The organism is Sulfitobacter sp. TCYB15, from assembly GCF_040435955.1.
Lineage (GTDB): Bacteria > Pseudomonadota > Alphaproteobacteria > Rhodobacterales > Rhodobacteraceae > Sulfitobacter > Sulfitobacter pontiacus.
Map to the genome: position 1 here is coordinate 2,457,570 of NZ_CP159193.1, position 13,202 is coordinate 2,470,771.

12 protein-coding genes and 1 tRNA gene are annotated in these 13,202 nt (G+C 58.4%); 8 read left to right on the forward strand and 5 right to left on the reverse strand.

The genetic code is table 11. From position 1 onward, the window contains the following. The first annotated feature begins 47 nt into the window (after positions 1–47). Positions 48–809 (forward strand): imidazole glycerol phosphate synthase subunit HisF, encoded by a 762-nt coding sequence (gene hisF / locus ABM428_RS11730; protein WP_064215639.1) that lies wholly within the window; start codon positions 48–50, stop codon positions 807–809. Continuing rightward, positions 806–1,111, forward strand: a complete 306-nt coding sequence (locus tag ABM428_RS11735; RefSeq protein WP_132997368.1) for a phosphoribosyl-ATP diphosphatase — start codon at positions 806–808, stop codon at positions 1,109–1,111. Before hisF ends, ABM428_RS11735 begins: the two co-directional genes overlap by 4 nt. 50 nt (positions 1,112–1,161) lie before the next feature. On the opposite strand, the gene ABM428_RS11740 is transcribed toward ABM428_RS11735, so the two are convergent. From ABM428_RS11740 to rlmB, 3 genes are all read right to left on the reverse strand, one after another. After that, positions 1,162–1,629: a CoA-binding protein gene (locus tag ABM428_RS11740; RefSeq protein WP_132997369.1), complete on the reverse strand. Its 468-nt coding sequence runs from the start codon at positions 1,627–1,629 to the stop codon at positions 1,162–1,164. 231 nt (positions 1,630–1,860) lie between these two features. Next, a complete protein-coding gene (locus ABM428_RS11745; RefSeq protein ID WP_132997370.1) occupies positions 1,861–2,178 on the reverse strand; it encodes a hypothetical protein in 318 nt (105 codons plus the stop codon). A 10-nt stretch (positions 2,179–2,188) separates the two neighbouring features. Continuing rightward, the gene (gene rlmB, locus ABM428_RS11750) at positions 2,189–2,965 is read right to left on the reverse strand and encodes a 23S rRNA (guanosine(2251)-2'-O)-methyltransferase RlmB (protein WP_037944591.1); all 777 of its coding nucleotides are present in this window, start codon (positions 2,963–2,965) and stop codon (positions 2,189–2,191) included. Between the two features lie 127 nt (positions 2,966–3,092). On the opposite strand from rlmB, the gene ABM428_RS11755 reads away from it, so the two are divergent. The 3 genes from ABM428_RS11755 to ABM428_RS11765 all read left to right on the forward strand — a co-directional run bounded on the left by ABM428_RS11755 (position 3,093) and on the right by ABM428_RS11765 (position 5,717). Further along, positions 3,093–3,176: transfer RNA gene (locus tag ABM428_RS11755), tRNA-Tyr, on the forward strand. A gap of 121 nt (positions 3,177–3,297) precedes the next feature. Next, positions 3,298–4,302 carry a hypothetical protein gene (locus ABM428_RS11760; protein WP_132997371.1) on the forward strand — a complete coding sequence of 335 codons (1,005 nt, stop codon included), beginning with the start codon at positions 3,298–3,300 and terminating at the stop codon, positions 4,300–4,302. Between the two features lie 122 nt (positions 4,303–4,424). Beyond that, positions 4,425–5,717 carry an O-acetylhomoserine aminocarboxypropyltransferase/cysteine synthase family protein gene (locus ABM428_RS11765; RefSeq protein ID WP_074634557.1) on the forward strand — a complete coding sequence of 431 codons (1,293 nt, stop codon included), beginning with the start codon at positions 4,425–4,427 and terminating at the stop codon, positions 5,715–5,717. Positions 5,718–5,810: 93 nt separating this feature from the next. On the opposite strand, the gene ABM428_RS11770 is transcribed toward ABM428_RS11765, so the two are convergent. Continuing rightward, positions 5,811–6,509: an SIMPL domain-containing protein gene (locus ABM428_RS11770; RefSeq protein WP_240790822.1), complete on the reverse strand. Its 699-nt coding sequence runs from the start codon at positions 6,507–6,509 to the stop codon at positions 5,811–5,813. Positions 6,510–6,733: 224 nt separating this feature from the next. Here ABM428_RS11770 and ABM428_RS11775 point away from each other — a divergent pair, with 224 nt between their 5' ends. Beyond that, on the forward strand, positions 6,734–9,394 hold the full coding sequence (locus tag ABM428_RS11775; protein WP_132997372.1) for a hypothetical protein: 2,661 nt from the start codon (positions 6,734–6,736) through the stop codon (positions 9,392–9,394). 66 nt (positions 9,395–9,460) lie between these two features. Here the strand turns inward: ABM428_RS11775 and hppD are convergent, their stop codons facing one another. Next, a complete protein-coding gene (hppD, locus tag ABM428_RS11780; protein WP_037944596.1) occupies positions 9,461–10,555 on the reverse strand; it encodes a 4-hydroxyphenylpyruvate dioxygenase in 1,095 nt (364 codons plus the stop codon). Between the two features lie 133 nt (positions 10,556–10,688). Between hppD and ABM428_RS11785 the strand changes: the two genes are divergently transcribed. Together ABM428_RS11785 and ABM428_RS11790 are read left to right on the forward strand one after the other, a co-directional pair. After that, complete coding sequence (locus ABM428_RS11785; protein ID WP_005854326.1) at positions 10,689–11,147, forward strand: Lrp/AsnC family transcriptional regulator; 459 nt, start codon at positions 10,689–10,691, stop codon at positions 11,145–11,147. 45 nt (positions 11,148–11,192) lie between these two features. Continuing rightward, entirely contained in the window at positions 11,193–13,130 is a 1,938-nt protein-coding gene (locus ABM428_RS11790; RefSeq protein WP_005854327.1) for a cation:proton antiporter, read from the forward strand. Positions 13,131–13,202: the final 72 nt, after the last annotated feature.

The following is a 13,202-nucleotide window of genomic DNA, read 5'->3' on the forward strand; positions in this document are numbered from 1 at the left end:
CAGCCCTCCAACGGGTTTTTCCGCTGCCCCGTCGCGAGAAAGAAGACATGCTTAAGACCCGTATTATTCCCTGCCTCGATGTCGCCGATGGTCGCGTTGTCAAAGGCGTTAATTTTGTTGGCTTGCGCGATGCCGGTGACCCGGTTGACGCAGCGATCGCATATGACGCTGCAGGGGCGGACGAGCTCTGTTTTCTTGATATCCACGCCACACACGAAAACCGTGGTACCATGTTCGACCTGGTCACACGCACAGCCGAACACTGCTATATCCCGCTTACTGTAGGTGGCGGTGTACGCACCGTTGCAGATGTTCGCGCCCTGCTTTTGGCTGGCGCCGACAAGGTCAGCTTTAACTCTGCCGCGGTGGCAAATCCGGACATTATTGCGCAGGCAGCAGACCAATTCGGCAGCCAGTGCATCGTCTGTGCCATCGATGCGAAAACCGTCGCCCCCGGGAAATGGGAGATTTTTACCCACGGTGGCCGCAAACCCACGGGCATAGATGCCGTCGAATTCGCAAAGACGGTGACAGAGAAAGGCGCGGGAGAGATTCTGCTTACCTCCATGGATCGTGACGGTACCAAGCAAGGGTTTAACATTCCGCTAACGCGCGCGATTTCCGACGCGGTTTCTGTGCCTGTCATCGCCTCTGGCGGTGTCGGAACGCTGGATCATCTTGTCGATGGCGTCGTTCAGGGCGGCGCTTCAGCGGTGCTCGCAGCCTCGATCTTTCACTTCGGCGAATTTACGGTCGCTCAGGCGAAACAACACATGGCTGATGCCGGTATCCCAATGAGGCTCTCATGACGCTCGACGATCTATTTGAAACAATCCAATCAAGAAAAAATGCCGATCCATCAAGCAGTTGGACGGCGCAGCTTTTGGCAAAAGGTCCCGAAAAATGCGCCGAAAAATTCGGTGAAGAAGCGGTCGAAGCGATCATTGAGGCCGTGAAGGACGATAAAGCTGGTCTTACATCGGAAGCCGCAGATGTGCTGTACCACCTGCTTGTCATGCTCGCATCCCGCGACGTCGCGCTGTCAGATGTACTGGGTGAACTGAGCCGCCGACAGGCGCAAAGTGGCCTCGCTGAAAAAGCCGCCCGCTAACATGGGGCGCGTTTACCACAGTATATTTCGTGATGCGTAGCAAACTGGGGTCAAAGCTTGCTAGAGATTATTCCCGTTGCAAAGCCTCCCATGCGCAATTCGCCGAAAAGGCGCTGATATTCAATCTTTGGGCATCTGTTTTGAATAACGGTCACGCCCTTTGCTTCCGCTTTTTCGGCAGCTTCAAGATGCTGCACCCCGATTTGCATCCAGATCGTCGCCAGATCAGGAAACACCTGTAATGCCTCGTCAACGATTTCTGGCACAGTCTCTGACCGTCTAAAAATATCGACCATGTCAATGCCACCTTCGATGTCTGACAGCTGCGAAACCACCGTTACCCCCAATAGCGTCTTCCCCGCATGCACCGGATTTACCGGAACAATATCGTAGCCCTTGGTCTTCAAATATCGCGTGACGTAATAGCTTGGCCGAACCGGGTTCAACGAAGCCCCCACGACCGCGATCCGCTTCGTCTGCGTCAGAATATTTTTCAATTGGGTATCGGTGTAGGTCATGCTTCTTACTAAACCTCTAACGGTTCAAAAAAAAGCGCCCTCGACGATAAACGTGAGGGCGCAAAGGTATGGAACGAGGGACAGTTAGGTGATCGGCGAGAGTTCCAAACTCGCCGTCATACACGATAGGTAGGAACGATTTGCTCCATTCAAAGAGCATGTGACAAATCCGTGAAGAAACGATGAATGCGCCAGCCATTTTCCGCCGAATCTCGCTTCTGACAGCGTAAACTAGTCAAATATATCGTCGATCACATCCGCGACCTCACTCGCGATCTTTGTGATCCAGGTTTTCTTTTTCTTCACTTTTCGATGCTTAGGCTTGCGAATAGCAGCTGTCGCTTGGGCATGTGCAAATTTCCGCAGCCCCGCCGCAGGCCTGCCGCTGGTATTGGGCTTTTCAGAATCGCGAGGGAGCGGAATTTGTTTCAGATCATGCAATGGTGCGCCGCATTGTGCGCAAGCCAGCTCGTGCCGCCCTGCCCCCAATGTCAGCGCTGCCTTGCTGCCGCAAAAACAGCATGTCGCGATTTTTGTCGGGTAATTCATGCAATTATGCTCAGCTGTGATCCCGCGACGCATATAGCGCGATTGCCGCTGCATTTGACACGTTTAGCGAACCGAACCCACCCCCTGCGTCGATTCGGACCAGCGCATCGACGGTTTCTTTGGTTTTTTCACGCAGACCTGGCCCTTCGGCCCCCAGCACAAGCGCCACCGGACGGTCGCGCTTCCCCTCCAGTGCAGATTCGACGGTCATATCGGCTTCGCCGTCCAGACCAAGAACAAGATACCCCATCGATTGCAGCTCCTTGATCGCGTCGGCTAGGTTCCGGACACGCAAATACGGCTGCCGCTCCAGCGCGCCGCTCGCTGTTTTCGCAAGCGCCCCGGTCTCGGGCGCAGCGTGATGACGCATGCCCACAACCGCCGATGCGCCTAATACCTCTGCGGACCGCAGAATTGCACCAACGTTATGGGGGTCTGTCACCCGATCCAGCAGCAACACGCGTGGTGCTTCAGCCCCGATGCAGACATCCTTGAGCGCCCCCCAACTCAGAGGTTTGACCTCTAGTACGGCTCCTTGATGCACCGACCCGGGGTCCAGCGGCGGGCGGAATTTTCGCGGATCAACGACCTCTGGTTCAATGCCGGCTTTGGCAATCGCCTCTTCCAGCTTGATCTGAGCATTCGGCGTCACCATCAGCTTAATCTTTTCACGCGCGGGATTTTCCAGCGCGTCGCGCACCGCATGAAGGCCAAACAACCAAACTGTTTGGTTCGCATCCGCCTTCTTTTCCTGCTCTTTTTGCACAACCCACTTAGGTTTTTTCATCGCCGAACCTTCTATCTTTCATCGCAAGGTAAAATTCCCTGCATTTCGCGCCGGTTTTCGCCTTGACGCCTATACTGCCCGCTTGTAATCACGCCTTCACATCCGGTGCAATGCACAGGGTGAAAGTGGGCGACAGGCCGCAAGGTGTGGCAGGGGACTGTAACTCCCTCGCGGAGACGCACGCCTGGTTCGATTCCAGGGTCGCCCACCACTTTCCCCTTTTCGACTATCCTCAAGTATAGCGGCACAGCCGTTTGATACATTGTGTTCCGATGTGAATTTGTGACACATCTTATGCATTTAGAACGCATACGAAATGATAGGGGTGACCCGTGTCCCATGCTTCCCGGCCGGATCAGGCTTTCAACATCGCGATCGTCGGGCAACACGGGCGGCTGGCTTATGAGGCTTTGTTGTTTGCCGCATCGCTGCGCCACCACAGCCCCCATTTTTCGGGCAACCTCTATGTGATGGAGCCTCAGCCCGGCCCGCTTTGGTCGCATGATCCACGAATCAAGAACCCCGATGTTATCAGCGCGCTCCACAACCTTGGCGCAGAGGTGATCCCGTTTGACACAAAGCACTTCGGCGAGAGCTATCCATATGGAAATAAAATCGAAATGCTCAATGCGCTTCCAAAAGCTGAGCCCTTCGTTTTCTTCGATACGGACACGTTGATCACTGGCGACCTGATGTCGGTTCCCTTCGACTTTGACCGCCCGATGGCATCCATGCGGCGGACAAACACATGGCCTGTTCCCCAGCTGTACGGACCACAATACGCCGGTCTGTGGAAATCCCTTTATGACAAGTTTGACCTAGATTTTGACAGCAGCCTCGACCTGTCTCAACCCGACGATTATTGGCAACGGTATCTGTATTTCAACGCGGGCTTCTTTTTCTATCGCTGCCCTCACGAATTTGGTGAAAAGTTTTTACACTATGCGCTGGCGATCCGCGATGACGCGCCGGAAGAGCTGTGCGCGCAGTCTTTTGACCCTTGGCTTGACCAAGTCGCGTTGCCGCTGGTTATTCATGCGCTTGGTGGGGGGCGCGATACCTTGCCCGACGGGCTGATTGACGGGTCTGTTAGCTGCCACTATCGCCTGCTGCCGTTGCTTTACGCACGCGAACCGGACCACGTCGTTGACACTTTAGAAACGATTGCAGCACCAAATAAACTGAAGAAAGTTTTAAAGGGTTCGGAGCCGATCAAGCGGATGGTCTATCAAGGCCGCGGTCGCAAGGCGCGGGCTCTCTTTGATCAGGACAACTTGCCGCGCAAAGAGCAGGCTATTCGGAATCGTTTGAAATCAAACGGCTACTGGATGCGGTAGCGTCGACCGCATTTCATCCGAGTCGGTAAACAACCTCCTAAGCGTGACAGAAGCGACCTACAGCTTGTGCGTTCACATCGGTTCACCTAACCATATTGAAGACAATTTTAGGGAGAACAACGATGACAGATAGCCCCAACTATGGTTTTGATACCCTGCAGATACACGCAGGGGCCAAACCTGATCCGGCGACCGGTGCGCGGCAGACGCCGATCTACCAGACCACGGCCTATGTGTTTCGCGATGCGGACCACGCGGCGGCGTTGTTCAACCTGCAAGAGGTGGGGTTCATCTATTCCCGCCTGACGAACCCGACCGTTGCTGTCTTGCAGGAACGCATCGCCACGCTTGAGGGGGGCGTTGGTGCCGTGTGTTGCTCTTCCGGGCACGCGGCACAGATCATGGCATTGTTCCCGCTGATGGGGCCGGGCAAAAATATTATCGCCTCTACCCGTCTATATGGGGGCACGGTGACGCAGTTCAGCCAAACGATCAAACGTTTCGGTTGGTCTTGCAAGTTTGTCGACTTTGACGACGTTGATGCCGTGAAAGCAGCGGTTGACGACGATACCCGTGCGATCTTTGGCGAAGCCATTGCCAATCCTGGCGGCTACATCATGGACGTGCGTGCCATTGCCGACGTGGCGGATGCGGCAGGCGTTCCGCTGATCATCGACAACACAACCGCGACACCCTACCTGTGCCGCCCAATCGAACTTGGCGCGACTCTGGTGGTACATTCGACGACGAAATACCTGACCGGCAACGGCACGGTAACAGGCGGCTGTATTGTGGATTCAGGCAAGTTCGATTGGTCCGCGAATGATAAATTCCCGTCGCTGAGCCAACCGGAACCTGCTTACCACGGTCTTAACTTTCACGAGACCTTTGGCGGCTTGGCCTTTACCTTCCACGGCATCGCCATCGGTTTGCGGGATCTTGGCATGACGATGAACCCGCAGGCTGCGCATTACACGCTGATGGGGACAGAGACACTTTCGCTGCGCATGGAACGCCACGTAGAAAACGCCCAGAAAATCGCGGCTTGGCTCGAGAATGATGACCGCGTCGACTATGTCACCTATGCGGGGCTGGAATCCTCGCCCTATTTCGAGCGTGCGAAAAGCGTTTGCCCCAAAGGGGCCGGCGGGTTGTTCACCTTTGCGGTGAAGGGCGGATACGACGCCTGCGTCAAATTGGTAAATGCGTTGGAGATTTTCAGCCATGTCGCAAATCTTGGCGACACCCGGTCGCTGATCATCCACTCTGCCTCCACCACGCACCGTCAGCTTAGCCCCGAGCAGCAAGAAGCCGCGGGCGCCGGCGCGAATGTTGTGCGCGTTTCCATCGGGACAGAGGATGCCGCCGACCTGATCGCCGATCTAGATCAAGCGCTGTCCAAAGCGACGGCTTAAGCTACGACCTATAAAGGACCCCCGCCAAAGCAACCCTTCGGCGGGGGTATGTTTACCCATTCAAACCTTCAAATGCCGCGAGGCAGCAGAGGGTTAGTCAGCCTCGGCGATTTCGAACTGCAGCGTGACTTGCGCGCTGATGTCGATCTCTCCGGTCTCTATGGGCATATCCATAGTTTTCATCTGGGCACCCCGCATTTCCATCGGGCGGAAACCCTGACTCGATTCGGACATGCTGGTGAGTTTACCAAGCTTAACGCCAGCGGCATCAGCAAGCTGCTGCGCACGCGCCATCGCATCCTCAACGGCCCTCTCTCGGGCCTTGGCCAGCGCCGCTGCATTATCCTGCAATCCGAATTGCAAGCCGTTGAAATCATTCGCGCCCTCGGCCACGACCGCGTCCAGAAGTTGCCCAAGTTTGCTCAGATCGCGAACCGTCACACTGACGGTGTTGCCCGCCTCATAGCCCGATACTTCCACCGGGGACGCATCTTCGCGGGGGCGATTGTCATAGACGGGCCGCAGATAAAGCCCGCTGGTCTGACGGTCGAGGCCCGCGATCTTCAATGTGTCCAATTGGTCTAGAATGCCGCGCACTTTTTCAGACGTCTGCGCCATTGCGTCCGAGGCAGAGGCCGCCCGCTCGCTCACGCCCAAGCGGATCGTCGCGGTATCAGGGGCAAGCGATACAATGCCCTCGCCATTCACGGTGATCCCCTGCGGCGTTTGTTGCGCCAACGCCCCTGACGCGAAACCGGCGCAGACGATCGCGGCAATTTTCAACATTCGCATATTCATGACCTTTTTTTACTGTGATATTCCTTGGCAACATATGTGACCTCCCGCCTAAGTTGCCGCAAGCCTCCTCTGCGCTCCACTCTTTTCATGAGCAAACTACTGCTCTATTCTTTTGCTGTGAACGGGCGCTCTGTTTTGCAGGCGATCCGCATGGTATTGGCAATCTGCTGCCGTCCGAATGTCCCACCGTCCCAATGCCTCTAGTCAAAAGCGTTCCAATGAAGCCCAATTTTGCACTGTCTCTCTCCTTCGAAGGTATTCGCCTACTGCACCGCGCCCCTGATGGATGGCGGCAGGTGGGCGAAGTGGCCGTCGACGCCGAGGATATGGCCGCCCAACTAGCCGCCTTGCGCAGCACCGCCACCGCGCTAGAGCCGAGCGGCCTGCGCAGTAAGCTGCTGATTCCGAACGATCAAATCAAATACATGACGATCGACACCGCGGGGCTTAGCGATCAGGCGCGGCGCGAACAGGCCGAGGTGGCGCTTGATGGCGCGACGCCCTATGCCGTCGAAGATCTGGTCTTTGACATCAGCAATGACGGCCCCCGCACGCATATCGCCGCCGTCGCCCGCGAAACACTGGCCGAGGCCGAAGCCTTCGCGACCGAGCATCGTTTTCACCCCGTCAGCTTTGCCGCCCAGTCCGACGATCATGATTTTACCGGCGAGGCGTTTTTCGGCCCAACAGACTCCGCCCCCAAGTGGTTGGAGCCGGGCGATTCTGTGGAGCGTGACAAAGGGCCTTTCGTTATCCTGGGCGATGTGGAGCTGCCGCCGGAGGATACTTCGCCCCCGAAAGATGATACGGCTGCTGAGACGGAAAGCCCCGGGAAGGCCGATGATGTGACGGCGGATGCGTCGCAGGAGGGTGACAGCACGTTGGATGCTCCGGCGGCTGATGCTGCAAAGCCGGAAGCAAAGACGGCTGATGCGCCTCAGCCTGCAAGCCAGAAACCAGCAGACGCCCCCGCGCCCAAAGCGGTAAAGCTTGACGCCCCTCGCGTTGCACCCGCGTCCCCATCGGTGACGCCCCCGCCAAGCAAGGCGTCGGCCCCCGCCCGCGCCAAAACGCCCGAAGCGTCAGCTGGAAAGGCATCGGCCCCCGCGGTACAGAAACCAGCCGCCCCATCTGTTGAAAAAAATGCGGCAGCGGCACCCAAGCCCGCGCCCGCCGTCTCCAAAGCCCCGCCCGCGGCACCTGCCGCACCGAAAGCCCCCGCGGATTTTTCCAGCCGACGCAGCGCGCCCATCGTTACGGGTGCCGCCGCGCGCGGTAGCGTGCAGCCCTTGTCGCACACGGGCGGGCCGGTCCCCGATAGCAGTTCGTTAACCGGTGCCAAACACACACAACCTGCCAAGTCGTCGCCTTTCGGCTTTCTGAAACGCCGCAAGCCCCGCGCGACACCACCTCCGCCCAAACCAATTGCCGCAAAAGCGGCCCCCATTCCCGGCAAGGCCCTTGCCACGGGGGCCAGCGAAGTCGACCAGATGACCGTTTTCGGGGCCCGCAAAGAGCAGTCCATCGGAGGCAAGCCGCGCTTTTTGGGGCTGGTTCTGACCGCAGCTTTGCTGGTGTTCCTCGCGGGCGTCGCAGCTTGGGCGTCTGTCTTCCTTGATGATGGGTTAGCGCTTTCGCGGCTTTTTGGCAGTCGTGACACCACGCAGACCGCTTCTGCCCCACCGGAGCCGGTGGTCAAACAGCAGGTGGAAAGCCGCGAGGACCCCATCGTACCGCAGACCCCGCCCGAGAACACGGCTGACACCACTGTCGCCGCGCTTGATCCCACGCTCAGCGATGAGGACGGTGCGGTTTTGGACGCGATGCGCGTGCCACAGCAGCTGCAACCACGCGAGCTGACCGCGCAGGAAATCGAAGCGAAATACGCGACAACCGGCATCTGGGCCATCGCGCCAAAGACACCAAAAGCGCCGTCGATGGTGACGCTGGATGATCTGTTCATGACCAGCATCGATCCCGTCAGCACCTCGAATGACGCTGTTGCACTGCCGACGCTCGCGTCCTTTGGCGGGGATACGGTCGATATCAGTTCGGCCCCTCCGGCGGCGGCGGGCACGTCGTTCACGCTGGATGATCGTGGTCTGGTTGTTCCAAGTCCGAATGGCACGTTGAACGCGGATGGGGTTTTGGTTTTCGCCGGGCAACCGGCCCGTGTGCCCCCGGCGACCCTCGCCCGCCCCGGTGCGGTCGAAGAGGAAGAGGTTGAGGATACGGTTGTTGCCGCCCTGCTCGGCTTTCGCCCCAAGCTGCGCCCCGAGGATCTGCCCGAACAGAACGAGCGCGCCAATCTGGGCGGGGTGACCCGCAACGAGCTTGCCGCGTTCCGCCCGACCCTGCGCAGCGCCGACGTCATCAAGGCTGCCGCTGCAGCCAAACAAGCCGAGGTTGACGCCGCAGCAGAGGCCGCAGCCGCCGCGATCAAAGCCGCCTTGCCGCAAGAGCCCGTGAACAACGCGACGCAATACGCGACAGAAGTGTCCAAGCGACCAGACACGCGCCCCGGTAACTTTTCGCGCATCGTACGTCGGGCCGAACGGGCGCAGCCTGCGCCTGTGACGGTCGCCAGTGCGCCGGCTGCGGTCACGCCACAGGTGGTACAGCCTTCGGTGCCGTCGAAAGCCTCCGTATCGAAGCAGGCAACTGTGAAAAATGCGATCAAACTGCGTCAAATCAATCTGATCGGGGTCTACGGCAAACCCTCAAGCCGCCGCGCCTTGATCCGGCTGAGCAACGGGCGGTACCAAAAGGTTGCCGTCGGGGATCGTCTGGATGGCGGCCGCGTCTCCGCGATTGGCGAGGCCGAATTGCGGTATAACCGCCGCGGGCGCGATGTCGTGCTTAAGATGCCCCGCGGCTAAGCCCCGCAAGATCTGACTGCTCGCTACATGAAAAAGCCGCATCCGAAGATGCGGCTTTCTGTCGTTTCAGGCTTCGCTCAGCTCGCCACTGTCGATTTGTTCTTGCTCGATGCTCTCGAACAGCGCCTTGAAGTTCCCTTCGCCAAAACCGTCGTCCCCTTTCCGCTCGATAAACTCGAAGAAGATCGGCCCGATGACAGTTTTCGAGAATATCTGAAGCAAAATGCGGGTTTCGCCGCCATCGACGACCCCTTCCCCGTCAATAAGGATGCCGTGTTTTTTCATCCGATCAAGCGGCTCTTGGTGGCCGGTGACGCGATCCTTGCTCATCTTATAGTAGGTCTCGGGCGGGCCGGGCATGAATTTCAACCCGTTGTCCGCAATGGCATCTGTCGCATCATAGATGTTCCGCGCGCCCACGGCGATGTGCTGGATCCCCTCGCCGTTGTATTTCTTGAGATAGGCCACGATCTGCCCCTTCTCGTCGCGATCCTCGTTGATCGGGATACGGATGCGGCCGCAGGGAGATGTCAGCGCACGCGAGGTAAGGCCGGTAAACTTGCCTTCAATATCGAAAAACCGGATCTCGCGAAAATTGAACAGATCGCCGTAGAACTTGAACCAGACGTCCATGTTCCCCTTAAAGACATTATGCGTCAGGTGATCGAGATAGTAGAAACCGACGCCAGCGGGTTTGGATTGCGCGATCCAGTCGTATTCCTCGTTATAGGGCGACGTGTCGTAATACTGATCCACAAAGTAGATTAACGACCCGCCGATCCCCTTGATCGCGGGCACATCCAGCACCTTGCCTGCGCCTGTATATTCCTCCGCCCCTTTGGCAACAGCGTGATCCAGCGCCTTTTGCGCATCCACAACCCGCCAGCCCATCGACGGCGCACAGGGGCCATGCTCGGCCACAAAGCCTGCGGCAAAGCTGTCAGGGTCGGCGTTCAGCACATATGTGATGTCCCCCTGCTGCCAGAGTTCGATTTTCTGCGTTTTGTGGTTCGCCACATGGGCATACCCCATACGGGTAAATAGATCGCGAAGCTCCTGCGGGTCGGCGCTGGCGAACTCGACGAATTCGAACCCGTCGGTGCCGGCCGGGTTTTCATCGGTGATTTTGGATTTTTCGGCGTCATGCGGAAACGGACCCATAAGATGCTCCTTTGATAGCGTTCGTGCGCAGTCTATCGCCGGAACCACGCTATCTTTGCGCAAACATACAAGTGTGACTAGCTATTCGCGCGGGGTTGACGCATGGTTTTATCATTCTATGTGAGAATACCGCATGACATTAGATGATATCGATAAACGCCTGCTGGCGGCGCTGCAAAAGAACGCGCATCTCACTGCTCAAGAGTTGGGAGAGAAGCTGCACCTATCCCCGTCCCAAGCAGGTCGGCGGCGGCAACGACTTGAAACCGAAGGGTATATTCAAGGCTATACGGCCCGGCTCAACCCCGAACGGTTGGGGCTGACGGTACAGGGATTTGTGCAGGTCCATCTGGGTACCCACGGGCCCGAACATTCCGCCAGTTTTGCGCGGCTTTTGGCCACCCGCCCCGAAATCGTTAGCGCGTGGACGATGACGGGGGATGCGGATTATTTGCTGCGCGTCTATTGTGCAGACCTGCCCAGCCTGAACCGCCTCATCCATGATGTGCTGCTCCCCCATGGTGCTGTCGCAAAAGTGCATAGCCAGATCGTTATGGATCAGCTTAAACGAGACGGGCCCTTGCCCACCTGATTGACCCGCTCGGGGCCTGCCCGACACAAAGAAAGTATGCCCCTTATGGAAGGTTTCCTGTTTCAAGCCTCGATCTATCTCGCTGCGGCGGTGATTGCGGTTCCCATCGCATCGCGTCTGGGGCTGGGGTCGGTGCTGGGATATCTCGCCGCGGGGATCCTGATCGGGCCGGCCTTCGGGCTGGTCGGATCGGAAACCAAGGATTTGCAGCACTTCGCCGAATTTGGTGTGGTGATGATGCTGTTCCTCATCGGGCTAGAGCTTGAACCCCGCGCCCTGTGGAACATGCGCCACCGGCTGCTGGGGCTTGGCGGGATGCAAGTCGTGCTCAGCGCTGCGGCGCTGATGGGCATCGCGATGGCCTATGACCAGCCGATGGGTGTGGCGATTGCGATCGGTCTCACGCTGTCGCTGTCATCCACCGCGATCGTGCTGCAAACCCTTTCAGAAAAGGGTTTGATGCAAACAGCGGGCGGACGGTCCGTCTTTTCGGTGCTGCTGACGCAGGATATCGCGGTGATCCCGATCCTCGCGTTCCTGCCGCTGCTTGTGGCGCAGCTGCCCGCGCAAATGCGGCCCGACGGATCGATCTCGGTGAACCCCGAGGATGCCGCCCACGGGGCAGAAGCAGCCTCGGGGCATGGTCCTGCGGCGGCGGGTCATGGTGCGGAAACCGCGCAGGCGGCGATTTCACTGGTGCAGGGTCTGCCGGGCTGGGCCATAACGCTGGTCACCTTGGGTGCCATTGCCGGGATCATCATCACCGGCGTGTTTTTCACCCGCCCCGTTTTCCGGTTTATCCACGCTGCCAAGCTGCGCGAGATGTATACCGCTTTGGCCCTGCTGATCGTCGTCGGGATTTCCTTTCTGATGATGCTGGTGGGCCTGTCGCCCGCGCTTGGGGCCTTCCTTGCGGGCGTGGTGCTGGCCAGCAGCGAATTCCGGCACGAACTGGAAACCGACCTCGAGCCGTTCAAAGGGCTGCTGCTGGGGCTGTTCTTCATCACCGTGGGGGCGGGTATCAACTTTGACCTGCTGTTCGCCGATACGATCATCATCGTCGGGATGGCGCTGCTGGTCATTCTGGTGAAGGGCCTGATCCTTTACGGGCTTGGCACCCTGTTCAAGCTGCAAGGGCGCGACCGCTGGCTCTTTGCGCTTGGTCTGGCGCAGGCGGGTGAATTCGGCTTTGTGCTGGTCAGCTTCTCGGTCGCCACGGGGGTCATGCCCAATGACGTGGCCGAGACATTGTTGCTGGTCGTCGCCCTATCGATGCTGATCACACCGCTGCTGTTCATCACCTATGACCAGATCAGCAAACGGATGGATACGAAATCCGGCCCCATCGTTGCGGACGAGATTGACGAGCAGGGCACCGTGATCATCGCGGGTGTCGGGCGCTTCGGGCAGATTGTGAACCGTCTGGTGCAAGCCAGTGGCTTTCGCACCGTCGTTCTTGACCACAACCCCGAAACCATCGCCGTTATGCGCCGCTTTGGCTTCAAGGCGTTTCTGGGCGATCCGACCCGCGCTGATATTCTGCGCAAGGCCGGTCTGCGCGATGCCAAGGTTCTGGTTGTCGCGCTGGATGATCCCAAGTCGGCCTTGCAGCTTATCGCCTATGCCCGCAAGGAACGGCCCGACCTGCATATCGTAACCCGTGCCCATGACCGAACGGATGTGTACCAACAATACCAGGCCGGCGCGAATGACATCGTGCGCGAAATGTTCGACAGCTCGCTTCGGGCGGGGCGCTATGTTTTGGAAAACCTCGGGCTCTCTGACTACGAGGCGGCAGAGGCGCAGCGGATGTTCTATTCGCACGACCGTGCGTCTGTGCGCGAGCTGGCGGCCCTGTGGCGCCCTGACATCCCGCCAAGCGAGAACAAAGCCTATGTGGCGCGCGCGAAAGAGCTGCAAAAGGATCTGGAAACCGCGTTCCTGAACCGGATTGACCAAGAGGATAAGACCCAAGGGTCGTAGCCCCCCTCGCCCTTCAGACACCAAAAAGCCGCGCCCGATATGATATCAGGCGCGGCTTTTCTAAATTTAACA